Raw genomic sequence first — 21,785 nt, forward strand, 5'->3', positions numbered from 1 at the left:
ACTGTGGTTGAAACCGGGCCTCATCCCGCGGTAGGACGCGCCGTCGCATCCATAAGGACCATAGTGTCACATCTCCGCGACCGAGGGCCGCAGCCGCGGTTCCCGTTTCCCGCTTCACTTTTAACCGTCCCTGCCCATCTTAGGGGCGTTTCCCCATGCCGGGGAATCCTTTGAGGAAACCAACATGAATTTCTCGCAACGCACGCGTGGAATTGTTCGGGCGATCGCCGTCGCGATGGCACTGGCGCTGCCCGTGATGATGACCGTTTCGGCGGCCGACGCCCGCGTTGGCGGCGGCGGCTCGCGCGGCTCGCGGACATTCTCCGCGCCGCCCTCGACCAACACGGCGCCGGGCTCGGTTGCGCCGATGAACCGCACCTTCAGCCAGCCCGGTAGCCCGAACATGGGCTCGCCGGCGGCGGCAAATTCCGGCGGCCTGTTTGGTCGCGGCGGAATGGGCCGCGGCCTGCTCGGCGGCCTGGCCGCGGGCTTCCTTGGCGCCGGCCTGTTCGGCATGCTGTTCGGTGGCGGGTTGTTCTCGGGTCTCGGCGGCTTGTCGTCGATGCTCGGCCTCTTGCTGCAGATCGGTCTGATCGTGCTCGTGGTTCGCCTTGCGATGTCGTGGTGGCAGCGCCGCAACACGCCGGCGGCCGCCTATGCCGGTGGCCCCGACGTCGGCCCCGGTCCGCAGGCGAACGCCCGCTCGGGCTTCGGCTTCGGCCTTGGCGGCGGATCGAATGCGCCGGTCGAGATCGCGCCTGGCGACTATGAGACGTTCGAACGGCTGCTCGGCGACATCCAGACCGCGTGGTCGAACGAGGACATCGCGAAGCTGCACACGCTCGCGACGCCGGAGATGGTGTCGTACTTCTCGAAGGATCTCGAGGAGAACAAGGCGCGCAACGTCACCAACAAGGTGACCAATGTGAAGCTGCTGCAGGGCGATCTGGCGGAAGCCTGGCGCGAAGGCGACAGCGAGTATGCGACGGTCGCGATGCGCTACTCGCTGGTCGACACCACGCTCGAGCGCGGCACCGGCCGTCAGGTCGGCGGCAGCACGCAGCCGGAGGAGGTCACTGAGGTCTGGACCTTCGTACGCCAGCGCGGCGGCAATTGGGAGCTTTCGGCGATCCAGCAGACCAACTGATCGGTTGCCGGAGAATGACAGATACAAGGCGCCGCGGCCTCGTCCGCGGCGCCTTTGTTTTGTGCCTTCATTCACATGTCGCGGCGCCGGAATATCCGGAGGGCCTGCGGGTTGATCTCAGCGGACCATAACAACCATCGGGAGGATTGAGATGAAGATCGTTGCGCAGATCGCGGTTCCGGCCTGTCTTGCGTTCGTCGTCGTGGCGGCGCCGCCGGCGGCGGCGCAGACCGCCGACACCAGCTTCTTCCTGACCAGCAACGGCATCGGCAACGGCGGCAATCTCGGCGGGCTCGCCGGCGCCGACAATCATTGCCAGACGCTGGCGCAGGCCGCCGGCTTCGGCGCGCCGAAGACCTGGCGCGCCTATCTCTCGACTCAGGCGGCCGATGGCAAGGCAGCGGAGAATGCGCGCGATCGTATCGGCAAGGGACCTTGGAAGAATGTAAAGGGGGTCGTGGTCGCCAAGGACGTCGCCGACCTGCACAGCGCCGGCAACAATCTCACCAAGCAGACCGCGCTGTCCGAGAAGGGCGAGGTCGTCAACGGTGCCGGCGACACGCCGAACCGCCACGACGTGCTGACGGGCTCGCAAGCAGACGGTACGGCATTTGCGGCCGGCGAGGACCGCACCTGCAAGAACTGGACAAGCAGCACACAAGGCGCCGCCATGCTCGGGCATTTCGACCGCAAGGGCCTGCGCGACGACGAGCCCTCAAAATCCTGGAACACGTCGCATCCCTCGCGCGGTCCCGACGGCGGTTGCTCCCAGGCTGACCTGAAGAGCACCGGCGGCGACGGCCTGCTGTACTGCTTCGCGGCGAACTGAGAGAGCGCATCTGCTTCGTCATTGCGAGCGCACCGACGCAATCCATCCTGCCGTACGCACGGAGCGATGGATTGCTTCGTCGCCTCGCGCCTCGCAATGACGGGATAGTGCGATCGCGCTCAGCTCTTCCTGCGCTTGACGGTCTTCTTTGCGGTCTTCTTCGCAGCCTTCTTTTTCTTCGCGGTTTTTTTCTTGGCCGCGAAATAGGCTTCGACCTTCTTCGAGGAATGTCCGACGGCTGCGACCGCGGTCTTGAGCCGGGCAGGGGTCACCTTGAACTTCTTCGACCAGTAGCGGACCTCGTAGGGCTCGCTGATCGCGATCCGCGCGCGGTCGGCGGCCTTGTGGCGCTGCTCCTTGAAATAGGCTTCCATCTTCTTGGCCGAATGCCCGACCTTCTTGACGGCAGCTTTCAGCTTCGCCGGCGTGACCTTGAACTTCTTGGACCAGTACGCAACTTCGTAGGACTCGCTCAACGCGATCAGAGCGCGATCTGCCGCGCCCCGCTTCTTCTTGCTGTCCGCCATAAGATGATCCCTCATCGAAAGATTCGACGTTGGAACCTTAGCAGCCTCGGTGCGGTTCGCACAGGCAGCGATGCGCGATGGACGATCTGACCGCGGCGTGGCTACGATCGAGGTGAAGCGAACCGATGCGGCGAAGTTTTCGGAGGTAAGTGCATGCACTATCAGCTTTACTACTGGCCGATGATCCAGGGCCGCGGCGAGTATGTCCGCCTCGCGCTCGAGGATGCGGGCGCCGGCTACACCGATGTCGCGCGCGCCAAGGGCGGCATGGGTGCCATGACGAAGATGATGGAGGCACACAAGGGCGCGCCGCCCTTCGCGCCGCCGTTCCTCAAGGCCGGCAGTCTCACGATCGGGCAGACCGCCAATATCCTGCTCTATCTCGGCGCGCGCCACGGCCTGGCGCCGAAGGCGGAGGGCGGAAAGCTCTGGGTGCACCAGCTGCAGCTGACGATCGCGGACTTCGTGGTGGAGATCCACGATACCCATCATCCGCTCGGGCCATCGCTGTATTACGAAGACCAGAAGGCTCCGGCGAAGAAGCGCGCCGAGGAGTTCTGGGATTCGCGGGTGCCGAAATATCTCGGCTATTTCGAGGATCTCGTGCAGGCCAACCGCGGTGCGTTCGTCACCGGCCGTCGGCTGACCTACGCCGACCTGTCGCTGTTCCAGATCGTGGACGGCCTGCGCTACGCGTTTCCGAAGCGGATGGCGACGTTCGAGAAAAAGATCCCGCGGCTGATCGCGCTGCGCGATCGCGTCGCCGAGCGGCCGAACATCCAGACGTATCTGGCCAGCGAGCGGCGGATTCCTTTCAACGAAGAGGGCATTTTCCGGCGCTACAAGGCGCTGGATTTGTGATCGCCGTCATTCCGGGGCGCGAAGCGAACCCGGAATCTCGCGCCACAATCTCTGGATTCCGGGTTCACGCTCCGCGTGCCCCGGAATGACGGCGTGGAAGGCTACCGGCTCCGCCCATCCACCGGCGTCATCGCGATCTTCGACAGATCGATGCCATCGATGCAGCTGACATTCAGCGCCACGATGTCGGTGCCGTCGGGCTTCTTGCCGCGCGCGAACACGTCGACGCCGCAATCGACGCAAAGTTGATGGCGGATCGCATGGCGGTTGAAGAGATATTCCTTGAGGTTCTCGGCGCCGGCGCGAAGCTGGAAGCTCGACGGCGGCATGAACACGAAGTGCAGGCCCTTCTTGGTGCAGATCGAGCAGTTGCAGGCCGTCACCATGGCCATATCGGTGGTGCATTCGAAGCGGACCTGTCCGCAATGGCAACCGCCGGTGTAGGTCTTCTCCGCCATGATGATCCCTCACCACAGCCCGGGCACGAGGCGGTAGCGCACCCGTGCCGTATAATCGGCGTAGCCTGACAATCCCGTCACCAGCGTGCGCTCCTCAATCCGGGTGCGGATCGCAAACATCACGAAGAACACCGGCACGAAGGCGAGGCCCCACCAGGAGCCGAGCGTCAGCGGCACGCCGATGAAGAACAGCATCACGCTCGTATACATCGGATGGCGGACCAGCGCGTAGGGACCGGTCGAGATGACGTGATGGTCGCGCTCGGTCTGCACCTTCACGACTGGCGCGGCGAACGAGTTGGTGCGGAACACCCACAGGATCGCCACGGTCGAGACCAGATACAGCACAAGGCCGAGCACGATCAGCGGCACGCCGTCATTGACGCCGCCAAAGCGCCGCTCGAGCCCCATCGCGACGAACCACAGCACGGCAACGACCAGGAACACCAGCATGAACCGCTTGTCCTCGGTGGGCTGGCCTTCACGCGCGGTGAGGCGCATGCGCTCGGCCAGCAGCCCGGGATCGACCTTGGCGAGCCAGAGCCCGCAGGCCGGGCCGATCACGGCCGAGGCGATCAGATAGACCCACGCGCCGGGCCAGTGCAGCGTACCTGCGAAGGCAAACAGCAGCACGGCCATGGTGATGACGAAGAAGGTATTCTGCAGAAGGAGCTTTGCGATCATGAGCGGCTCCGCGCGATTCCAGTCGTTATTATCGCACCCTTTTCCCGGCAAACATGCGACCGCAGCGATCAACTTTCGGAGCAGGCGAGACGTTCCAGCGTCGCGACTGTATTGACAATCATATAAGCAATTGCTTATATATTTTCATGCCCGCCGCCACGCAGCTGACCGATGTGTTGAAGACCCTCGCGGACCCGACGCGGCGGGCAGTGTTCGAGCGGATTGCGCGGGAAGGCGAGATCGCCGCGACCGGCCTGGTGCAGGGTTCAAAGGTGTCGCAGCCGGCGGTGTCGCAACATCTGCGCGCGCTGCGCGATGCCGGGCTGGTCGCCGAGCGGCGCGAGGGCCGGCATATCCATTATCGCATCGCGCCGAAGGGGCTCGGTCCGCTGATCGACTGGCTCGGCCACTACGAGACGTTCTGGGTCGAGCGCTTCGCAAATCTGGAACGGCTGTTGAAGGAGAGTGAGTGATGGGTGAGACGCACGCGATCACGGTCGAGAAGGTGCTGCCCTACGCGGCCGAGAAGATCTGGCGAACGCTGACGACGAGCGATCGGATCGCGAAATGGCTGATGCCGAACGATTTCGTGCCGGCCGTTGGCCATCGCTTCAATTTCCACACCAAGCCGATGGGCGACTGGGACGGTGTCGTGCATTGCGAGGTGCTGGATTGCGATCCGCCGCGCCTGTTGCGCTACTCCTGGAAGGGCGGTGCTGATACCAATCCGGAATACGGCTCGAAGCTCGACACGATCGTCACCTGGACGCTGACGCCGGTCGAGGGCGGCACCCATCTGCGGATGGTGCATGACGGCTTCGTGCTGCCGGGCAACCGCTTCGCCTTCGACATGATGAGCCCGGGATGGGGCCGGGTGCTCGACGCCATCGCGCGCATCACCAGCGAAGGCTGATCACTCGTTGTTGCCGCGGCGAACCGTGATCGAAGCGTCGGTCTTGTTGCGGGTGCATTCGAGGTTGAGGCGGCGATAGCGCATCGTGATGGTGTTGCCGCGCAAGATGCCCATGCGCTTCAGGCAGCGCGAGGTGCCGGTGACGGCGTCGTCCTTCGGCACGGTGAAGATCAGCGCGGTGGCGGAGCCGACCAGGTTGAAGAACTCCGGCTTCATCTTGCGATCGGTCTTGGCGTAGAGCTCGATCGAATAATCCTTGCCGCGGCAGCCGAGCGACAATTCCTTTGCCGCCGGATGCGTGAGGTAGGTGATGTTGGCGGCGCTGAAATTGACCTTCAGTCCGTCGATCTGGCCGGCGAGCTGCTTGGCGATATCAACGCAGGGATCGGCATGCGCGGTCGCTGCGACGAAAACCGTCGCCAGCGCGATCAGCGCGGCCGGCAGAGTGGAGCGGATGCTCAAAGGCAAGCGTCGGCGCAACGATGCTGTCACGAAATACCCCCCGCGGTATGAAAGTACGCGAAGCTACATGCAGGCTCCCGCGGAGCGCGTCAATATGGCCACGTCAGGACGCGCACCTGCCGTCCTGCGCTTTGGAAGCCCCGGCGGCCCGGCGCTCGCAATCATTGCCATAGGTCTTGCCGTCGCAGCCGCATACGGGCTTGAAGATCTTGTTGCAGATCGTCGGGCGGAACGCGCAGGTGCCGGTCTGGTCGAAGCGGCCGCAGGTCCCGGGCTTGAACTGGCAGAACTGGCCGCGACTGCCGCATTGCAGTCCGGCAAGGCCGCCGCAGGGCCTGCCGAGGCGGGCGGCATCGGCGCCGGTCGGGATCGCGATCAACAAGGCCAGCGCCGCGAACCAGACGAAAAGCGCTGTCTTCATGAAGGTCTCCTGATGGCTTCCTGATGGTTTCCTTGGCCGTTCCGCGGCTTGCCGGCGTTGTGGCAACTTGGGATTACGATGGCATGAAACATAGCACGTGGATTGCCGGTCCCGCGCATGGCTGGAAGGCGGCCCGCTTCCCTTTCCTTTGTCGGAAAAAGGCTTAGAACGGCTCTACATTGCCGGCGGCCTCGCGGCCGGCACCGGCCTTTCGAAACCGACGAGCAGCTCATGAACGCCCCCTCAGCTTTTCCCGACCAGCAGAAGCCCGTTCCGCCCTACAAGCACACGCCTCTGTTCCCGCTTGGTGCCGACACCACGCCCTACAAGAAGGTCACGAGCGAGGGCGTCCGGGTCGAGAAGGTGTTGGGCAAGGACATGCTTGTGGTGTCGCGGGAGGCGCTGCGGGCGCTTTCCGAGGCCGCCTTCGGCGACATCAACCACTATCTGCGGCCGGGCCACCTGAAGCAGCTCCGCTCGATCCTCGAGGACAAGGAAGCCAGCGACAACGACAAGTTCGTCGCCTTCGACTTCCTGAAGAATGCCAACATCGCGGCCGGCGGCGTGCTGCCGATGTGCCAGGACACCGGCACCGCGATCATCATGGGCAAGAAGGGATGCAACGTCATCACCGACGGCGACGACGAGGCCGCGCTGTCCGAAGGCGCGCGCGATGCCTATCTGCGCCGCAATCTGCGCTACTCGCAGGTAGCTCCCTTGTCGATGTATGAGGAGAAGAACACCGCCAACAACATGCCGGCGCAGTGCGAGATTTACGCCGAGGGCGATGATGCCTACAAGTTCATGTTCATGGCCAAGGGCGGCGGAAGCGCCAACAAGAGCTTCCTGTTCCAGGCGACGCCCTCGGTGCTGACCAAGGACCGGCTGCTGGCCTTCCTGAAGGAGAAGGTGCTGACGCTCGGCACCGCGGCGTGTCCCCCGTACCACCTTGCGATCGTGATCGGCGGCACCTCGGCCGAGCTCTGCATGAAGACCGTGAAGCTCGCCTCGGCGCGCTATCTCGACGCGCTGCCGACCCACGGCTCGGCCGACGGCAATGCGTTCCGCGATCTCGAGATGGAGCAGGAAATCCTCAAGATGACGCAGTCGCTCGGCGTCGGCGCGCAGTTCGGCGGCAAGTATTTCTGCCATGACGTGCGCGTGATCCGGATGCCGCGTCACGGCGCCTCGCTGCCGATTGGGCTTGGCGTGTCCTGTTCGGCGGACCGCCAGGTGCTCGGCAAGATCACCAGGGACGGCGTCTATCTCGAGGAGCTCGAGCACAACCCGGCGCAGTATCTGCCCGCGGTGGAGCAGTCGCTCGGCGGTGAGGTCGTCAAGATCGACCTCAACAAGCCGATGAAGGAGATCCTCGCAACGCTGTCGCAATATCCGATCAAGACCCGCGTCTCGATGACCGGCACCATGATCGTGGCGCGCGACTCGGCGCACGCCAAGCTGCGCGAGCGGCTGGAGAAGGGCGAGCCGTTGCCGGATTATTTCAAGAACCATCCGGTCTATTACGCCGGTCCCGCCAAGACGCCCGATGGCTACGCCTCCGGTGCGTTCGGCCCGACCACGGCGGGACGCATGGACTCCTTCGTCGACCAGTTCCAGGCGGCCGGCGGCTCGATGGTGATGGTTGCCAAGGGCAACCGCGCGGTCGCTGTGCGCGAGGCTTGCAAGAAGCATGGCGGCTTCTACCTCGGCTCGATCGGCGGCGCCGCGGCGAACCTCGCCGAGCACTGCATCAAGAAGGTCGAGGTGGTCGAGTATCCCGAGCTCGGCATGGAAGCGATCTGGCGCATCGAAGTGGTCGACTTCCCGGCCTTCATCATCATCGACGACAAGGGCAACGACTTCTTCAAGGAATTGAATCTCGGTTGAGGATCGGGGTTGATTGCGGTCGGCCTCGACGGGTTCTCCAAGGGCTGGGTCGCCGTCACCATCGACGGCGACCAGCGTACGATTTCCTTTCACAGCGACATTGCGGACGCGCTTTCGCGTCCGTTCGATCGCGCCGGGATCGATATCCCGATCGGTCTGACCGATGACGGCGAGCGCGATTGCGACCTTCTCGCGCGCGTAAGATTGCGCCCGCACAGCTCGCGCGTCTTCACCGGCGCGCGGCGCTGGCTGTGGCAGGAGTTTGATGATCCGGATGCGGCGAACGAGGAAGCGCGGCGCCGCGGCCAGACCCGTGTGTCGCGCCAGCTCTGGCACATTGGGCCGAAGATCATGGAGGTCGATGCGTTCGTGCGCGCGAACGCCACGCGCGATATCCGCGAGGTGCATCCCGAACTGGTGTTCCTGCGGCTGAACGGCGATGCGTCTCTGCCGCGCAAGAAGTCGGAGGAGGGCGATGCGCTCCGACGCAGGCTGCTGAAGCGATCAGGCTTCCGCGAGATCGATCGCTGGCTGACGGAAGTTCGGACCGGCACCGGCGCGAAGCGCGACGATGTGCTGGATGCATGTGCAGTGGCGCTGGCTGCGCGCGAACCATGCGGAAGCGTTCCCGAAGCGCCGCAGCGAGACGCGTACGATCTGCCGATGCAGATCTGGTTCTAGCTGCAGTTCGTCACCTGGTTGGAGCACAGGCTGCGCCACCAGCCGCGCACGCCGTCATGGCTCTCCACCAGCGCCCAGTGCCCGCTGCAGGCGAGGATGCGTTTCGGACCATCGTCGGTATCGAACTCACCGCCGAGCTTGCGCAGCGCCGGCGTCCACTTGGCGTCGACGAAGGGGGCCTGGAACAGCCCGCCCATGCGGGTGTAGCCGTTGGCGTAGCTCGCGCCGACCTTGTTGGCGGCAACCCATCCGCGCCCGGCATAAGGCTTTGGCGCGTTGCGCGGATAGCGCTTGTCATCTTCATAGGCCTTGCCCGGCGGCATCGCGCCTTCGATCAGAAACCAGCCGTCCTTGAAGCCGATGATACGAAACTCGGTGAGCCAGCCGCCCTCCGGCGTGTTCTCAGCCCCGCCCATCTTGAGATGGTAGGGTGGCGGCAGCTTGCCGAGCACGCGTGCCTTCACCGACGGCTCGGCGCGCACGTTGAGGCCTGCGAGGTCCTTGTCCTCCGACCAGGCGCCGAGGTCGCATGGCTCGGTGCCAGCGGGCAGTGCGTTTCGGTTCGCGTCAAGCTCGGCCTGGCGCGCGGCAAAGTCATTGTCCGCCCCGTCGGCATTTCCGGTCGCGATGTCGCTCGGACCGCGCGGCTTCAGTTCAGCCGACAGCGCGCGCGTGCCGTCCTTGCTTAGCGTCACGACCATCATCTGACGCGGCGCGAAGACGCTTGCCGGCGTCTTCGGGTCGTCCGCGCTCGCGGCATAGACCGCGAGGTAGCCGGTGGTACCGGCGGTATCCGTGGTGGAAGAGGTGCCCGCAACATATCCGGTCGGCACCAGCGCGACCGCGCTCGCGCGCCACGCCGGTTCGGCTTCGCTTGCCTGCTGCGCGGAAGCCGTCGTGGCTGATAACGCCATGATGGCAACGGATGCCAGGATGCGCATGCGTGTGCGTGTGCCGCGGTTATGCCCGCGTGCCGGTGAAAGGGAAGCTGCCCATTGGGCCGATGCCCATCTCGCCGGAGATGCCGTCGCCGGAGACCTTGCCGGTGAATTCGAGCGTCAGCGGCATCGGATTGGTGATGGAAACCTTCCAGGCGACGTCGTCGCCGTTCACGGTGCCGTCGAAGATTTCGGTGGAATTGCCCTCGGCGCCCTGCGTGCCGGTGAGCGTGCCGCCGGAGCTTGCCAGCGACAGCGTCGCCTTGCGCTCGCCCATCGGCGTCGTCATCGTGAGATTCCAGTTTCCGTCCACCGCCATTGATGTCTCCCCTCCAGGTAAGGCGCTTTCAAGCGAGATGGCTACCGTTCGCGCGAAGAAAACGCGTGCGCGGGTATAGCCCATCTTGCCTTGCGCGCCTAGTTCGCGGCTGCGGCGATCAGGCGCGGGCGGCGGCGCGCAGCCGGCTTCCGACCAGGACGCGGAAGGCGACATACTGGATCGCGAAGGCGGCGATCTTGGCGCCGACCAGCACCACCGACACGTAGAATGCCCACAGCTTCATGTCGCCGGTCGCCGCGATCGCAATGGTGCCGGCGGCGAGGATGAACATCAGCCCGGCCCAAGCGTAGCCGGCGAGGGTGGCGTATTCCGGAATCGTCTCGGTCACGATCGGCGGCAGATAGCGCAGCATCCAGCCGCGCTTGAGCATGATCGCGCCAATCGCGATGTGGCCGATGGCCGGCTTCGCCAGCACGAAGCGCGGATCGTTGGTGAAAAGCGTCGCGCCGCCGAGCACGATCACCAGCCCAAGGCTCGCCCAGGTCATGTAGCCGAGCGCCTGTCCCTTGACGCGCGCATAGACCACTTGGGCGATCGCGCCCGCGATCGCAACGCCGGTGGCGATCAGGACATTGTCGGTGGCGAAATAGACCACCAGGAAGACGATGGTGGAGAGGAAGTCGCTCGCAAGCCTGGCAAATACGCTCTTCATCGTGGTTTCCGTTTCCTCGGGATAATGGTTGTGATGATGGCAGCGTCTAGCGTGAGGGCAGCGCGCCGGCCGGCGGCGTCGCGTCCTTGACCGCGCGATAGTGCGGATACCAGTGGGTAAAGCCGACCGCGGCATTGCGTGCGGCGAAGGCGATCAAGAGGCCGGTCCACAGCGGCAGCGCCGGCACGTATAGCACCGCAACGTTGCCGATCAGCATGAGCAGCATCGCGACGGTCCAGGCTCCGGTGATAAGGTAGTTGGCATGGAGGAAGCCGGGCAGCTTCGCGGTCTCGGCATCGACCTGCTCCAGCGCATATTGCCGCGTGAAGGGACGGCCGATCATGATCGAGCCGAGCGACACCAGCAGGATGCCGGCATCGACTGCGATCTTCACCGCGGTGTTGCTCAGCGTCGCATCGACGAAGGTGAGGTAGGAGCCGATCGCGGCGAAGATGACGACCGAACCGACGCCGAGGATCTTGATGCTGCGGCCGCGCGCGACATCGAACGCGATGGCAGCGAGGCAGATCAGGGCGGCACTGAGCAGGCTCACCGTGGCCGAGGTCACCAGCATCAGCATGGCGAAGGCGCCGTAGGGAGCGAGGATCAGGAAGATCGTCATGGTGAGCCTCATCGGCTTTATCTTTACAGTGTAAAGATATACTAATGGTGGGCAACGGAGGCGTCAAGCGAAATCTTTACAGTGTCAAAATCGTGAGGTGGCAGAAAAATCCAAGATTTGCCAATAACATAAAGTGGCGACCGCTCGTTTTCGGTCAGCGGCGACAAAGACGTGGATGCCCGGGACAAGCCCGGGCATGACGCGTGGAGAGGCTGGCGCACTGACGTCCGGAGTGGTCGTTGGCTACTCCGCCCCCACCCAATTGCCGTGGAATCCATCCGGCACGCGGTGGCCGAGATGGACCAGCGCGGTCGGGCCCGCTTCGACATCTTGCGCGTTGAACACGGCGAGGTCGCTGCGGTTTTCGCGGGCGCGCCAGACCACCGCGAGCAGCCAGCCGTCGCCTTCTGCGGCGTCAGCGCTGCGCTCGACGAACACAGGCTCGGAGATCGTATCGCCGGCGGGCAGCAGATAGTGGCCGAGCCGCTTGCCACGGCCGTCGACATGTACGATGCCCGACAGCGCGCCGAACATCGGCAGATCGGGGTTGGCGCAGGCGTACCAGCCGTGATTGCTGGCAAATCCGGCGCGGCGATCGTCGACGCGGGGGAATTCGCCGGTGAGGTCGTCGAGATAGGTTTGCGTGAAGCGGTCGGTGTTGCCGGAGAGGTCGAAGGTCCAGCGGCAATAGCGCGCGCGGTTCTTCTGCGGATCGGTCGGCGAGCCGTCGGGATGATTGAACAGCGGCGCTTCCTCGAACTGCATCACGTCGGCGATGATGCGGTTGCCGTCTTCCCACGCGTTCATCACGTGGAAAACGTAGCAGGTCTCGGCGCGGAACCAGACGATGTCCTTTGACGCGCCGCTGCGCCTCATGACGCCGACATAGGCGCCTTTCTCCGGCTCCCAGGCGTAGGGCGCCTGTCCGCGCATCGCGCGCTGCATGCTGCCGGTGATCGGCAGGATCGGAAACAGCACATGATTCTCGGTGACGATGAAGTCGTGCACCATGCTGGCATAGGGCGCCTCGAAGCGTTCGAACCGCGTCACCACGCCGGACGAGCTCACCGCGCCGAACGACAGCGCCGGCGTCAGCGGACCCGCGGCGTTGTAGCCGAAGAACACCATTTCGCCGGTCGCCGGATCGATCTTCGGATGGGCGGTGAAGGGGCCTGTGATCGCGCCCTTGTAGTCGCAATAGCCGAGGCGATTGAGCGTGCCGGGTTCGATCTCGGTCGGCAGATGGCCTTCCTCGAGCGCGAGCAGGCGGCCGCCATGGAAGATGATGTTGGTGTTGGCGACGCCGCCGTCCGTCGTTGTGGTGGCCGGCGCATCCGGCATCTTGCGGCCGAAGCCGCCGAACAGCGCGCGACCGGCATCGTGCTCGGCCTGCCATTTCGGCGTACGGACCCAGCGGTTGCGGTAGCTGGCGCGGCCGTTCTCGAGATGGAAGGCGTGCAGCATGCCGTCGCCGACGAACCAGTGCGCACCCGGCGCCTCGAACTGCGGATTGGGGCCGTTGCGATAGAGCGTGCCGTTCAGCTCGCGCGGCAATTCGCCCGAGATCTTCAGGAACGGCGCGTCGGCTTCGAATGGGATGGGCGCCAGATTGGTGCGCGCCGCGTTGGATGTGACCTGGTCGAGCATTCCGCATCTCCCTGCATTATGATCTTTACATCGTAAAGATATCAGTAAGGATGACGCCGCCGATCGTCAAGCAAAATCTTTACAGTGTAAAAATTGCGACCTATAAGGCCGCATGGCAAGAATCTCCAAAGAAAACAAGGCGACTCCGGCACAGGCTCCGACCCGCCGGGTTGCGCGGACTACGGCAGCTCGTCCGGTCCAACGGCGCCGCGCCAACGACACGCCGTATCATCACGGCGATCTGCATGAGGCACTGTTGAAGGCCGCCGAGCGCGTGCTCGAGCGTGATGGATTGGCGGGGCTGACATTGCGTGCGGTGGCGCGCGAGGCCGGCGTATCGCACGCCGCCCCGACGCATCATTTCGGCGATCTAACCGGTTTGCTCAGCGAACTCGCGGCGATCGGTTTCCGGCAATTCGGCCTGGCAATGGCGGCTGCGGACGCTTCGGCGGCCACGACGCCCGAGAAGGGCGTGGCGAGCGCCAAGGCTTATGTTGCCTATGCCCAGGCACATCCCGGCATGTACGGGCTGATGTTCCGCAGCGAGCGGCTTGATCACTCGCGCCCGTCGCTGCACGAGGCGTCCGAGGCTTCGTTCGCAGGGCTGACCCGCGGCGTCGGCGCTAGCCGGCACGAGCAGATTTCCAAGGAGCAGCTTACGCTGGATCAGGCCGCCGCGATCGCGTCGGCCTGGTCGCTGGTGCATGGTTTCACCATGCTGCTGCTCGACGGACGCCTCAAGACGATTCTGGATCGGTCGCCCGAGGGCACATCCGCGGAAACGCTATTGACCGCGATGCTGCGATTGTCCGCGGGCCGCTCGGCGCGGCAATAACCAGTGCTGCCCCTGGGCTAGTGTCCCGAATCCGAAGTTCGCATCATTTGCCGTACCTTCGGAGCGAACTTCGGATTCGATAAGGACACTAGCAAACTTATGATTCTAGTGTGCTTTATGAATGCGAAGTTCGTGAAAGTGGCTGCCGCGAAATCGCACGAACTTCGCATTCAGCACACTAGCGCCTCACAAGCGACGTGGTCCGGCCGCTCTGTCCGATCGTCTTCACCGTATCCGTGCCGCATTTGAAATCGCGGGCGAAATCATCGGCAGCCTGCCGCGCCAACTCGTTGGCGTTGGGATTGGCCGCGACGTCGACATAGGCGACATGACAGACATCGCCCGGCGGCAGCCGGGTCACGGCGAGCATTGCCCGCGAGACAGGACCGCCGCGCTTGTCCAGTTCGCTGTTGTCGGCGATCTGCCAGCGCTGATGATCGCAAACGGTTTGCCGCCGGCTGCACGCCATTCGACCCTGTCGCCGGTCGAACTGAACGGGCCGAACCAGGCCCGCGCGGCCGGTTCCCTGGCTGCTGCCTCGCGGTTTCGGCCGACCGAGACCACTTCGCGCAGGTCGCCCTCGTTGATCAGCACCACAAGCCCGGATTTTCCCGGACAGACCCTGGTGGTGCTGCCGTCCTCTTCGCTGGGCTTGCCGATCATGCGGCAGGCCTTCGGCGCGGTCGATGAGTAGCTGCTGCTGATCGCCACAGAGCCGGCATGGCCGGGACTTGCGCCGGCAGCCGTCATAAAGACTGTTGCAAAAGCAAGGTATTTCATCGGGGGAAACCTGCGATCCGGACGTTACTTTGTCTCTGACATATGCAATCTGGGGAAGGTTCAATAGACATGCGGGAAACACCTGACAGGCGCGCGGAATCGTCCTAGAAGGGCGGCTTCGCAACTTCTGTCGCGTGCACCTGCGTGCCGTAACCTCGATCGTCATGCCCACGATATCATCCAACAAGCCCTATCGCGTCGGCCGTTCCCGTACCGGTCTTGGCCTTTTCGCCACCAAGCCGATCAAGAAAGGCACCAAGATCATCCGTTATTTCGGGCCGTTGCTCGACTCGAAGAAGAAGGATGAGGACGCGATCGAGAACAAATATCTGTTCGAGCTCACCAACCGCTGGACCATCGACGGCTCGATCCGCGAAAACGTCGCCCGCTACATCAACCATGCCTGCAGGCCGAACGCGGAATCCGACGTTCGCCCACGCAAGCGCAAGGTGTTCATCCGCGCCATCAAGGACATCGAGCCGGGCGACGAAATCAATTACGACTACGGAACCGACTATTTCAAAGCCTATCTGAAGCCGATCGGCTGCAAGTGCGATGCCTGCGAGAAGAAGCGCAAGAAGAAGCGCGCGGAGGCGAGGGCGGAGCGGGTGCGGCTGAAGGAAAGAGCCGAGCGGAAGGCACAGCGCAAGGCCGAGAAGCTCGCCGAGGAGCGGGCCAGACAGCGGAAGGCGAAGAAGGCTGCCAAAGCAATCGGCAAGCTCGCCAACGGCACGGCGCTGAACGGCAGTCACCTCAATGGCCATAGCCTGATCAACACGGCGGGCAAGAAGGCTGCCTCGTCGAAGCGCGGCACCGCTCGGGCGCTGAACGCCTGATATCCGGGACGAGGTCTCTCTAGCCGCTCGGCCGGTGCGCCGCGCGTGGCAACGGGGAATTGCCGAAATCCAGCGTCGAGCGCTGGATGATCGTGCCGTGCTCGTCGATAACGAGACGGAAACGCTTGCTCCCCGAGAAGAATGTGAGGCGATGGCGCCCCTGATCGGCGTCGAGCCCGCGCTCCGAGCGCGTCGTGATTGCGCCCGAGCGCATCCCGGCCTGCAGCAGCGGAACCGCGATGCCGAGGCCTTCGGCGACGATGTTGGCGTCGACCTCGAACGCGCCGTCCGAGAATGTGATCGTCGTCATGATGCCCTCGCGGGATGGCGGACGGGACGCGGCAGGTAGGCGCATTCGGCGAGCGTCGTACCGTCGAGCTCGCGCATGAAGGCCTCTCGCGCCGCCGCGAGCTTCGCCTTCAGCCGGCAGCGCGGCAGCAGCAGGCAATCTCCGCCATCATCCCTGAAACATTCGACCAGCGCGCTGTCGCCTTCCAGCGCACGCACCACCTGGCCGAGAGTGATGGTCTCCGCCGGCCGCGCCAGCGAGAACCCGCCGCCCGCGCCGCGCTGGGTGGCAATGAAGCCGGCGTCGGCAAGGTCGCGCACCACCTTGGCAAGGTGATTGCGGGAAATGTCGAACTCGGCCGCGATCTCGCTGGTCGCAAACGATCGGTCCGGCTCGCCGGCCAGCCGCATCAGGGCGCGGAGCGCAAAATCCGTGAACGATGTCAGGCGCATGGAAGCCCTTCGAAATCAGCACTTGGCGGATCAGCTATAGCAGGCTAAATAGGCATTTGAAATGCCTATTTAGGGTGTATGCCATGACAGCAGCAGAGCGCCGCGAGCAGATCACCGCCGGGATTGTCGCGCGGACCGGGATCACCGAGGCCATGATCGAGCAGCTGGTGCATGCCTTCTACGCCAAGGTCCGCAAGGACCCGATGATCGGACCGGTGTTCGAGACCAGGATCAGCAATTGGGAGCCGCATCTGGCGCAGATGTGCGCGTTCTGGTCTTCGGTTGCGCTGATGACCGGGCGCTATCACGGCACGCCGATGGTCAAGCATATGCCGCTGCCGATCGACGCCGCGCATTTCGACCGCTGGCTCGAACTGTTCGAGGCGACCGCGGCCGAGCTGTGCCCGCCTGACGCGGCGGCGCATTTCATCGATCGCGCGCGGCGCATCGCCTCGAGCCTCGAGATGGGCGTCGCCGGCGGACAGGGCGTGATGCTGGCGGTCGGCGAGCGTTACAGGCGAAGCGAAGCAGGAGCAGTGCAATGAGGAACAGAGCGAAAGCGATCGCGCGTGCCATCGACGGCGCGTGGTTTCATCAGGATCAGGCCGATCCGTTTGCCGGCAGCAGTCTGGTGCCGATGCTGATCATCGGCCTGGCGCTGACCTTTGCCGGTATGATCGTCGCGGTCGTGCTGAGCTGACGGAAACGGCCGCCGCGTTTGCCGCGACGGCCGCTCGTCACATCCGGCATTCGATTTACGCCGCGACCGTCTCGCCGCTGCGGCGCAGCCCGACATATTGCAGCTCGGCGAACACGCCGGTGGCGATCGCCTGGGCCAGGATCACGAGGGTCCCGAAGAGGTTCGGCGACACCGCGCCCGACAGCAGCAGCGCGATGCTGGCGAGCGTCCAGGCCGCGTTGCCGACGACCACCAGCATCACCAGCAGCTTCGGCACCGACATGCGCGTGCCGAGCCAGCCGACCAGCGCGGTATAGGCGATCAGGAACAGCCCGGTCTCGCGCAGCAGCGCTTCCGGCAGGCCGAGCAGCGATGCCAGCGCGCCGGCGTCGAGCACCATGGCTATGGCGGATACGCCGCTGAAGACGGCGTCGGCAAGCAAGGCGTGGCGCAGCAGCTGGGACGAATGGATCATGGCAGTGTCTCCTCGGGTTGGGATGGGGTGGTCAGCGGAACAGCGACTGCAGCTGACGCCACAGCCGGAGCGGACACAGCGCCTTGCCGACCCTCATCTCGGCCGCATAGACGTGCGCGAACACGAACACGCCGGTCGCGTGCACGAGCGGCTGCGGCATGTTGAGCGAGCGCGCCAGCAGCCAGGTGGCCAGATGGACCAGCCACGGCAGCAGGACGGCGAGGGCGCGGACAAGGGATAGCATCAGCATGGTCATCTCCTGTGCCGTGGAGGATGAGCCGGCCAGCGCGCCAATTCGATTACCTCAGGCGTAATGGAACGGGCGAATTCCGCATGGTAGGTTTCGCATCATGAACGCACATGCATCCATGGCGCGGGCCGAGCCCGCAAAACCCGTTCCGATCGGCGAACACCTGCGCGAGTGGCGGCAGCGCCGTCATCTCAGCCAGCTCGACCTTGCCGTCGATGCCGAGATCTCGGCGCGGCATTTGAGCTTCGTCGAGACCGGCCGCTCGGCACCGTCGCGTGACATGGTCCTCAAACTGGCGGAGCGCCTCGACGTGCCCCTACGCGAACGCAACGTGCTGCTGGTCGCCGCGGGTTTCGCGCCCGCATTCCCGCAACGCTCGCTGGATGATCCGGCGCTGAAATCGGCGCGCGAGGCCATCAACCTGGTGCTGAAGGCGCACGAGCCCAATCCGGCGCTGGCCTATGACCGGCACTGGAATCTGGTCTCCGCCAATCGCATGGTGGCGCCGCTGCTCGAGGGCGTGCCGCAGCGGCTGCTCGGCCAGCCCTTCAACATCCTGCGGCTTGCCTTCCACCCCGAGGGCCTCGCCCCGCGCACCGTGAACCTCGCGGAATGGGCCGCGCATCTTCTGGAGCGGCTGCATCGGCAATGCGAGGCAACGGCCGATCCGGAGCTGCTCAAGCTCTATCAGGACCTCAAGTCCTATCCGATCCCGGCGCGGTCGGCCCCGATCACCACCGACAACAACGTCGCGCTCCCCTTCAAGCTCCGCCTCAATGGCGAGATCCTGAGCTTCATCTCGACCACCATGGTGTTCGGCACGCCGGTCGACATCACGCTGCAGGAACTGGCGCTGGAGACCTTCTTCCCGGCCGATGAGCTGACCGCCGAGCGGATGCGGCAGATGGCAGCCAGTATGAAATAGCGGCTTGTCTCGGAGCGCTTTCGGCCTACCTTTGGGGTTCCATTTCTGCCGGGAACCCGCCATGAGCGATCTGAAGCCACTTCGCCTCGACATCGTCTCCGATGTCGTTTGCCCCTGGTGCTATATCGGCAAGCATCGGATCGAGGATGCGCTCAAGCTGGTGCCCGATGTACCGGTCGAGGTGCATTGGCGGCCGTTCTTCCTCAACAACTGGGTGCCGCGCGAAGGCATCAGCCGCGAGGAATATCTCACCGCCAAGTTCGGCTCGGTCGAGGCCTACAAGGGCATTGCCGGCCGCGTGGTCGCCGCCGCCAATGAGGAGGGGCTCACCTACCATCCCGAGCTCGTCAAGCGGCAGCCCAACACGATCGACTGCCATCGCCTGATCCACTGGGCCGAGGCCAGGGGCAAGGCGGCCGAGATGAAGCAGCGGCTGATGGAGCTGTATTTCCGCGACGGCGGCGATCTCACCGACAGCAACGTGCTGGTGCAGGCGGCAAGCGATGTCGGGCTCGATGTCGACGACGTGCGCAAGCGTCTTGCCACCGACGAGGATGTCGCCCTGGTCTCGGCGCAGGCCCAGGAGGCCGCCGAGAAGGGTATTTCCGGCGTGCCGACCTTCGTGTTCGCGCAGAAATACGCGGTGTCCGGCGCCCAGCCGGCCGAGCAGCTCGCCCGCGCCATCCGCCAGGTCTCGGCCGAGATCAACACAGAGGCTGCGGAGTAGTCCACAATCCCTATCGAAAGCCCGGCTCATGCCGGGCTTTTTCGTTTGCCCACATCATCCATCGGAAACAATCAGGGGAGACCACCATGATCTATGAGCTGCGCACCTATACGGTCCGTCCAGGCGCCGTCGGCGAGATGGTGAAGGCGGCGAGCACGATCTCGCGCGATATCCGCGCCGACAATTTCGGCAAGCTGGAAGGCTACTGGATCACGGAGATCGGTCCGCTCAATCAGGTCATGCACATGTGGAGCTACGCCGATCTCAACGAGCGGACGCGGCTGCGCGCCGAGCTCGCCAAGAACCCGCGCTGGACCGGCGAGTATATTCCGGTGATCCGTCCGCTGCTGGTGCGGCAGGAGGTGCGGCTGCTCAATCCAATCATCCCGCCGGTGGCGCCGGCGACATCAGGCAACATCTACGAATTCCGCAACTATCGTGCCAAGCCGGTCGGCGGCGCCAAGCAATGGCTCGATCTGATCACCGGCGTGATGCCGGAGCGCGAGAAATACTCCAAGATCGTCGGCCTCTGGACCACCGAGGCCGGGCAGCCCAACGAAGTCTGCCACATCTGGGCCTATCCCGATCTCAACGCCCGCGCCGCCGCACGCGGCAACGCGATGAAGGATCCGGCCTGGCTGGAATTTTTGAGCAAGGGCACGCAGGTGCTCGAGGAGATGCACTCGACCATCATGCTGCCGGCACCGCACTCGCCGTTGCAGTAAGGGGAGGCGCTGGTCGCGCCGCGTTTCCCAATGATGCGCCGAGCGCGAGACAGAGAGGCCGCCGGTTGAGGCGGCCTTTTCGTTTGCCGTCAGGATGTCGCGAGCGCCGGCAAAAAGCCCCATCCGATGTTTCCATCAGATGAGGCTTTCGAAGCAAGGGCGCGCGCCGTCTGAGAACCAGCGCGCCGCAACGCTAGTCGGGCCAGCTGACACCAACCTGACGGCAGCAGTCACTTGTTTCCCGATGTGTCTGCATGCCTACGAAAGGGTAAACCGCATTATCCGGGCTTGCCGCGCCGGCTGCGGATGAAGCGGACGGCGCCGCGCGCCGCTTCGTAGGCGAAGTTGTTCAGGGTCAGCGCGGCGTGAATGGCCGGCACCAGCGGATCGCGGCGCCGCAGCGGCAGCAAGACGTCGCCGATCGCGAAGCGGCCGCGCCAGATCGGGTCGATCATGGGGTGGCCGGGCGCCGCGGTGGAATCGGCCGAATTGATCGCGGGATCGGCGCAGAGATGGCGCGTCAGCTCCAGCGTCAACTGCGTGCCGGGCGAATGTTTCGCAAAGCGCTCATCGACGCCGATCTTGAAGAAGAAGGCGCGGTCCTGGTGACGCACCACGATGCCGCCCGCGACCGGCGTGTCGCCCGCATGCAGCGTGATGATCTCGCAGCGGCCGGCTTCGGCCATTGCCGACGTCGCGCGGCGGATGAAGGCTGCATCGCCGGCATGCTGGCTCAGCGCCGTGCCGCGCTTTCCCTTCCAGCCACCGGCTTCGAGGACAAGGAAAGTCTCGAGCGCCGTCGCAACCTCGCGCGGCGTGCAGGCGACATCGAAGCGCACCGCGCCGTGGTCGGACAGGCGATGATGCTGGCGGCGCAGCTCCTTCAGCTTCTTGGGCCCCAGCGCGTCGCGCAACAATTCGTCGGCATCGCGCGTCGCATCCAGCTGGGCGCGCTGGTAGGCGCTCACTATTCGCGGCTGCAACCCGTCTCGTGCCAGCACCGCGCGGATCGCCGCCATGGCCGGCCCCTCGAGCGACATGGTGCGCAGGATCAGCGCATGCGCGCCCGCATTGCGCGCCTGCCGCAGCATCTTGTCGACCGCTTCCTCGGCGGCGTCGCGGTCGAGCAGCGGCGTGCACAGCGTGCCATAAGGTTCGGCGCCGACCAAAGCGGGCAGGGGAATCCGGTAGATCCGCCGCATCGGAACGACCGGCAACAGCCCGATCAGTTGCCCGGCATCGCCGGCGGCACTGAGCAGCGCCGCGCCGGTGCGGCCGCGCGCGGAGGCATCGACCGCCAATTCCCAGTCCGCCTGATAGTAGCCATTGGCCTCGATCGCGCGCGCGGCAAGCGCGCGCCATGCATTGAGCGGCGCGGCCGACAGCGGCGGCAAGGTGCGATCGTCCGTGGCATCCTTGCGCGATGCACGGTGGATCATTGCCCGGTCAGCAATATCGGCCACGTCCCTGTTTCCCCACTCCGCGAAGCTGATTGGCCTTGCGTTCGTCAGGGCAACGCTAGCGGAAAGAAATGGAAAATGCCGTTGAGGCCACCGCGCAATTTGAACGGTCGTGTTAACGGACCGTTCAGCATACCCGGTGCGCAGCGGCTTGGCCGGCTCGCCGGTTCAAGCGCTAGGTGGTGTGGACACTAGCGCATCCATAGAACAATGGCAGCGAGAGTGACGACGGCCCGGTAATTCCGGGCCGTTTTTTCGAAGCGGGTTGCGACACGTCGGAACT

At 64.7% G+C, this 21,785-nt stretch carries 29 protein-coding genes and 2 pseudogenes; 14 read left to right on the plus strand and 17 right to left on the minus strand.

What is annotated here, in order from left to right:
• The first annotated feature begins 184 nt into the window (after window positions 1-184).
• Entirely contained in the window at window positions 185-1,147 is a 963-nt protein-coding gene (locus tag ACZBJS_RS33005; protein ID WP_057018337.1) for a Tim44 domain-containing protein, read from the plus strand.
• A 151-nt stretch (window positions 1,148-1,298) separates the two neighbouring features.
• Window positions 1,299-1,976 carry a hypothetical protein gene (locus ACZBJS_RS33010; protein WP_018272461.1) on the plus strand — a complete coding sequence of 226 codons (678 nt, stop codon included), beginning with the start codon at window positions 1,299-1,301 and terminating at the stop codon, window positions 1,974-1,976.
• 119 nt (window positions 1,977-2,095) lie between these two features.
• Here the strand turns inward: ACZBJS_RS33010 and ACZBJS_RS33015 are convergent, their stop codons facing one another.
• Window positions 2,096-2,503: a DUF3606 domain-containing protein gene (locus ACZBJS_RS33015; RefSeq protein WP_229191792.1), complete on the minus strand. Its 408-nt coding sequence runs from the start codon at window positions 2,501-2,503 to the stop codon at window positions 2,096-2,098.
• 153 nt (window positions 2,504-2,656) lie between these two features.
• On the opposite strand from ACZBJS_RS33015, the gene ACZBJS_RS33020 reads away from it, so the two are divergent.
• Window positions 2,657-3,364 (plus strand): glutathione S-transferase, encoded by a 708-nt coding sequence (locus ACZBJS_RS33020; RefSeq protein ID WP_316397374.1) that lies wholly within the window; start codon window positions 2,657-2,659, stop codon window positions 3,362-3,364.
• Between the two features lie 101 nt (window positions 3,365-3,465).
• On the opposite strand, the gene ACZBJS_RS33025 is transcribed toward ACZBJS_RS33020, so the two are convergent.
• Both ACZBJS_RS33025 and ACZBJS_RS33030 read right to left on the minus strand, forming a co-directional pair.
• Window positions 3,466-3,822, minus strand: coding sequence for a GFA family protein (locus tag ACZBJS_RS33025; protein ID WP_057018339.1), 357 nt, complete (start codon window positions 3,820-3,822; stop codon window positions 3,466-3,468).
• 9 nt (window positions 3,823-3,831) lie between these two features.
• Window positions 3,832-4,506, minus strand: a complete 675-nt coding sequence (locus ACZBJS_RS33030; RefSeq protein ID WP_057018340.1) for a methyltransferase family protein — start codon at window positions 4,504-4,506, stop codon at window positions 3,832-3,834.
• Window positions 4,507-4,652: 146 nt separating this feature from the next.
• Here ACZBJS_RS33030 and ACZBJS_RS33035 point away from each other — a divergent pair, with 146 nt between their 5' ends.
• Both ACZBJS_RS33035 and ACZBJS_RS33040 read left to right on the plus strand, forming a co-directional pair.
• Complete coding sequence (locus tag ACZBJS_RS33035) at window positions 4,653-4,979, plus strand: ArsR/SmtB family transcription factor (RefSeq protein ID WP_316397373.1); 327 nt, start codon at window positions 4,653-4,655, stop codon at window positions 4,977-4,979.
• Window positions 4,979-5,419, plus strand: coding sequence for an SRPBCC family protein (locus ACZBJS_RS33040; RefSeq protein ID WP_057018341.1), 441 nt, complete (start codon window positions 4,979-4,981; stop codon window positions 5,417-5,419). Before ACZBJS_RS33035 ends, ACZBJS_RS33040 begins: the two co-directional genes overlap by 1 nt.
• Here ACZBJS_RS33040 and ACZBJS_RS33045 read toward each other — a convergent pair whose 3' ends face one another.
• Window positions 5,420-5,875 carry a hypothetical protein gene (locus ACZBJS_RS33045; RefSeq protein ID WP_371852106.1) on the minus strand — a complete coding sequence of 152 codons (456 nt, stop codon included), beginning with the start codon at window positions 5,873-5,875 and terminating at the stop codon, window positions 5,420-5,422.
• Window positions 5,876-5,984: 109 nt separating this feature from the next.
• Complete coding sequence (locus ACZBJS_RS33050) at window positions 5,985-6,302, minus strand: Kazal-type serine protease inhibitor family protein (RefSeq protein ID WP_057018342.1); 318 nt, start codon at window positions 6,300-6,302, stop codon at window positions 5,985-5,987.
• 231 nt (window positions 6,303-6,533) lie between these two features.
• Between ACZBJS_RS33050 and ACZBJS_RS33055 the strand changes: the two genes are divergently transcribed.
• A complete protein-coding gene (locus tag ACZBJS_RS33055) occupies window positions 6,534-8,189 on the plus strand; it encodes a fumarate hydratase (protein ID WP_038386003.1) in 1,656 nt (551 codons plus the stop codon).
• A gap of 9 nt (window positions 8,190-8,198) precedes the next feature.
• Window positions 8,199-8,870 (plus strand): DUF429 domain-containing protein, encoded by a 672-nt coding sequence (locus tag ACZBJS_RS33060; protein WP_316397372.1) that lies wholly within the window; start codon window positions 8,199-8,201, stop codon window positions 8,868-8,870.
• Here the strand turns inward: ACZBJS_RS33060 and ACZBJS_RS33065 are convergent.
• The 5 genes from ACZBJS_RS33065 to ACZBJS_RS33085 form a co-directional block, all read right to left on the minus strand.
• On the minus strand, window positions 8,867-9,811 hold the full coding sequence (locus ACZBJS_RS33065) for a hypothetical protein (RefSeq protein ID WP_057018344.1): 945 nt from the start codon (window positions 9,809-9,811) through the stop codon (window positions 8,867-8,869). The two genes, ACZBJS_RS33060 and ACZBJS_RS33065, sit on opposite strands and share 4 nt — an antisense overlap.
• 19 nt (window positions 9,812-9,830) lie before the next feature.
• Entirely contained in the window at window positions 9,831-10,127 is a 297-nt protein-coding gene (locus tag ACZBJS_RS33070) for a hypothetical protein (RefSeq protein WP_028337138.1), read from the minus strand.
• A 118-nt stretch (window positions 10,128-10,245) separates the two neighbouring features.
• On the minus strand, window positions 10,246-10,800 hold the full coding sequence (locus ACZBJS_RS33075) for an inner membrane-spanning protein YciB (protein ID WP_316397371.1): 555 nt from the start codon (window positions 10,798-10,800) through the stop codon (window positions 10,246-10,248).
• A 46-nt stretch (window positions 10,801-10,846) separates the two neighbouring features.
• Window positions 10,847-11,422, minus strand: a complete 576-nt coding sequence (locus ACZBJS_RS33080) for a hypothetical protein (protein ID WP_176936999.1) — start codon at window positions 11,420-11,422, stop codon at window positions 10,847-10,849.
• A 243-nt stretch (window positions 11,423-11,665) separates the two neighbouring features.
• Window positions 11,666-13,069, minus strand: a complete 1,404-nt coding sequence (locus ACZBJS_RS33085; protein WP_092085002.1) for a carotenoid oxygenase family protein — start codon at window positions 13,067-13,069, stop codon at window positions 11,666-11,668.
• A 112-nt stretch (window positions 13,070-13,181) separates the two neighbouring features.
• Here ACZBJS_RS33085 and ACZBJS_RS33090 point away from each other — a divergent pair, with 112 nt between their 5' ends.
• On the plus strand, window positions 13,182-13,904 hold the full coding sequence (locus tag ACZBJS_RS33090) for a TetR/AcrR family transcriptional regulator (protein ID WP_316397370.1): 723 nt from the start codon (window positions 13,182-13,184) through the stop codon (window positions 13,902-13,904).
• A 178-nt stretch (window positions 13,905-14,082) separates the two neighbouring features.
• On the opposite strand, the pseudogene ACZBJS_RS33095 reads toward ACZBJS_RS33090, so the two are convergent.
• Window positions 14,083-14,654: pseudogene (locus ACZBJS_RS33095) on the minus strand (hypothetical protein).
• A gap of 194 nt (window positions 14,655-14,848) precedes the next feature.
• Between ACZBJS_RS33095 and ACZBJS_RS33100 the strand changes: the two are divergent.
• Window positions 14,849-15,520 (plus strand): SET domain-containing protein, encoded by a 672-nt coding sequence (locus tag ACZBJS_RS33100; RefSeq protein WP_057018454.1) that lies wholly within the window; start codon window positions 14,849-14,851, stop codon window positions 15,518-15,520.
• Window positions 15,521-15,539: 19 nt separating this feature from the next.
• Here the strand turns inward: ACZBJS_RS33100 and ACZBJS_RS33105 are convergent, their stop codons facing one another.
• Together ACZBJS_RS33105 and ACZBJS_RS33110 are read right to left on the minus strand one after the other, a co-directional pair.
• Window positions 15,540-15,830, minus strand: coding sequence for a DUF6522 family protein (locus ACZBJS_RS33105; RefSeq protein ID WP_057018349.1), 291 nt, complete (start codon window positions 15,828-15,830; stop codon window positions 15,540-15,542).
• Window positions 15,827-16,261, minus strand: a complete 435-nt coding sequence (locus tag ACZBJS_RS33110; protein WP_057018350.1) for an RrF2 family transcriptional regulator — start codon at window positions 16,259-16,261, stop codon at window positions 15,827-15,829. Before ACZBJS_RS33110 ends, ACZBJS_RS33105 begins: the two co-directional genes overlap by 4 nt.
• Before the next feature lie 83 nt (window positions 16,262-16,344).
• Between ACZBJS_RS33110 and ACZBJS_RS33115 the strand changes: the two genes are divergently transcribed.
• Window positions 16,345-16,806: a group III truncated hemoglobin gene (locus tag ACZBJS_RS33115; RefSeq protein ID WP_283070352.1), complete on the plus strand. Its 462-nt coding sequence runs from the start codon at window positions 16,345-16,347 to the stop codon at window positions 16,804-16,806.
• Window positions 16,803-16,961, plus strand: a complete 159-nt coding sequence (locus ACZBJS_RS33120) for a hypothetical protein (protein ID WP_194295321.1) — start codon at window positions 16,803-16,805, stop codon at window positions 16,959-16,961. Before ACZBJS_RS33115 ends, ACZBJS_RS33120 begins: the two co-directional genes overlap by 4 nt.
• A gap of 55 nt (window positions 16,962-17,016) precedes the next feature.
• Here ACZBJS_RS33120 and ACZBJS_RS33125 read toward each other — a convergent pair whose 3' ends face one another.
• Window positions 17,017-17,415: a hypothetical protein gene (locus tag ACZBJS_RS33125; protein ID WP_316397369.1), complete on the minus strand. Its 399-nt coding sequence runs from the start codon at window positions 17,413-17,415 to the stop codon at window positions 17,017-17,019.
• 31 nt (window positions 17,416-17,446) lie between these two features.
• The gene (locus ACZBJS_RS33130) at window positions 17,447-17,671 is read right to left on the minus strand and encodes a hypothetical protein (RefSeq protein ID WP_076825597.1); all 225 of its coding nucleotides are present in this window, start codon (window positions 17,669-17,671) and stop codon (window positions 17,447-17,449) included.
• A gap of 94 nt (window positions 17,672-17,765) precedes the next feature.
• Between ACZBJS_RS33130 and ACZBJS_RS33135 the strand changes: the two genes are divergently transcribed.
• From ACZBJS_RS33135 to ACZBJS_RS33145, 3 genes are all read left to right on the plus strand, one after another.
• Window positions 17,766-18,590 (plus strand): helix-turn-helix domain-containing protein, encoded by an 825-nt coding sequence (locus tag ACZBJS_RS33135; protein WP_038385984.1) that lies wholly within the window; start codon window positions 17,766-17,768, stop codon window positions 18,588-18,590.
• Between the two features lie 61 nt (window positions 18,591-18,651).
• On the plus strand, window positions 18,652-19,317 hold the full coding sequence (locus tag ACZBJS_RS33140) for a DsbA family oxidoreductase (protein ID WP_168854962.1): 666 nt from the start codon (window positions 18,652-18,654) through the stop codon (window positions 19,315-19,317).
• An 86-nt stretch (window positions 19,318-19,403) separates the two neighbouring features.
• Entirely contained in the window at window positions 19,404-20,042 is a 639-nt protein-coding gene (locus ACZBJS_RS33145; RefSeq protein ID WP_057018355.1) for an NIPSNAP family protein, read from the plus strand.
• Between the two features lie 278 nt (window positions 20,043-20,320).
• Here ACZBJS_RS33145 and ACZBJS_RS33150 read toward each other — a convergent pair whose 3' ends face one another.
• Both ACZBJS_RS33150 and ACZBJS_RS33155 read right to left on the minus strand, forming a co-directional pair.
• On the minus strand, window positions 20,321-21,505 hold the full coding sequence (locus ACZBJS_RS33150) for a GNAT family N-acetyltransferase (protein WP_316397368.1): 1,185 nt from the start codon (window positions 21,503-21,505) through the stop codon (window positions 20,321-20,323).
• A gap of 188 nt (window positions 21,506-21,693) precedes the next feature.
• Window positions 21,694-21,785: pseudogene (locus ACZBJS_RS33155) on the minus strand (IS5/IS1182 family transposase); the annotation flags it as partial.

This window comes from Bradyrhizobium sp. KZN70725 (assembly GCF_055264925.1).

Coding starts and splice junctions, on each gene's coding strand:
- ACZBJS_RS33075 (WP_316397371.1), bottom strand. CDS start 10,800: ATGAAGAGCGTATTTGCCAGGCTTGCGAGCGACTTCCTCTCCACCATC.
- ACZBJS_RS33030 (WP_057018340.1), bottom strand. CDS start 4,506: ATGATCGCAAAGCTCCTTCTGCAGAATACCTTCTTCGTCATCACCATG.
- ACZBJS_RS33065 (WP_057018344.1), bottom strand. CDS start 9,811: ATGCGCATCCTGGCATCCGTTGCCATCATGGCGTTATCAGCCACGACG.
- ACZBJS_RS33085 (WP_092085002.1), bottom strand. CDS start 13,069: ATGCTCGACCAGGTCACATCCAACGCGGCGCGCACCAATCTGGCGCCC.
- ACZBJS_RS33055 (WP_038386003.1), top strand. CDS start 6,534: ATGAACGCCCCCTCAGCTTTTCCCGACCAGCAGAAGCCCGTTCCGCCC.
- ACZBJS_RS33040 (WP_057018341.1), top strand. CDS start 4,979: ATGGGTGAGACGCACGCGATCACGGTCGAGAAGGTGCTGCCCTACGCG.
- ACZBJS_RS33125 (WP_316397369.1), bottom strand. CDS start 17,415: ATGATCCATTCGTCCCAGCTGCTGCGCCACGCCTTGCTTGCCGACGCC.
- ACZBJS_RS33135 (WP_038385984.1), top strand. CDS start 17,766: ATGAACGCACATGCATCCATGGCGCGGGCCGAGCCCGCAAAACCCGTT.
- ACZBJS_RS33025 (WP_057018339.1), bottom strand. CDS start 3,822: ATGGCGGAGAAGACCTACACCGGCGGTTGCCATTGCGGACAGGTCCGC.
- ACZBJS_RS33130 (WP_076825597.1), bottom strand. CDS start 17,671: ATGACCATGCTGATGCTATCCCTTGTCCGCGCCCTCGCCGTCCTGCTG.
- ACZBJS_RS33050 (WP_057018342.1), bottom strand. CDS start 6,302: ATGAAGACAGCGCTTTTCGTCTGGTTCGCGGCGCTGGCCTTGTTGATC.
- ACZBJS_RS33090 (WP_316397370.1), top strand. CDS start 13,182: ATGGCAAGAATCTCCAAAGAAAACAAGGCGACTCCGGCACAGGCTCCG.
- ACZBJS_RS33010 (WP_018272461.1), top strand. CDS start 1,299: ATGAAGATCGTTGCGCAGATCGCGGTTCCGGCCTGTCTTGCGTTCGTC.
- ACZBJS_RS33070 (WP_028337138.1), bottom strand. CDS start 10,127: ATGGCGGTGGACGGAAACTGGAATCTCACGATGACGACGCCGATGGGC.
- ACZBJS_RS33140 (WP_168854962.1), top strand. CDS start 18,652: ATGAGCGATCTGAAGCCACTTCGCCTCGACATCGTCTCCGATGTCGTT.
- ACZBJS_RS33145 (WP_057018355.1), top strand. CDS start 19,404: ATGATCTATGAGCTGCGCACCTATACGGTCCGTCCAGGCGCCGTCGGC.
- ACZBJS_RS33105 (WP_057018349.1), bottom strand. CDS start 15,830: ATGACGACGATCACATTCTCGGACGGCGCGTTCGAGGTCGACGCCAAC.
- ACZBJS_RS33035 (WP_316397373.1), top strand. CDS start 4,653: ATGCCCGCCGCCACGCAGCTGACCGATGTGTTGAAGACCCTCGCGGAC.
- ACZBJS_RS33100 (WP_057018454.1), top strand. CDS start 14,849: ATGCCCACGATATCATCCAACAAGCCCTATCGCGTCGGCCGTTCCCGT.
- ACZBJS_RS33005 (WP_057018337.1), top strand. CDS start 185: ATGAATTTCTCGCAACGCACGCGTGGAATTGTTCGGGCGATCGCCGTC.
- ACZBJS_RS33120 (WP_194295321.1), top strand. CDS start 16,803: ATGAGGAACAGAGCGAAAGCGATCGCGCGTGCCATCGACGGCGCGTGG.
- ACZBJS_RS33020 (WP_316397374.1), top strand. CDS start 2,657: ATGCACTATCAGCTTTACTACTGGCCGATGATCCAGGGCCGCGGCGAG.
- ACZBJS_RS33110 (WP_057018350.1), bottom strand. CDS start 16,261: ATGCGCCTGACATCGTTCACGGATTTTGCGCTCCGCGCCCTGATGCGG.
- ACZBJS_RS33015 (WP_229191792.1), bottom strand. CDS start 2,503: ATGGCGGACAGCAAGAAGAAGCGGGGCGCGGCAGATCGCGCTCTGATC.
- ACZBJS_RS33080 (WP_176936999.1), bottom strand. CDS start 11,422: ATGACGATCTTCCTGATCCTCGCTCCCTACGGCGCCTTCGCCATGCTG.
- ACZBJS_RS33115 (WP_283070352.1), top strand. CDS start 16,345: ATGACAGCAGCAGAGCGCCGCGAGCAGATCACCGCCGGGATTGTCGCG.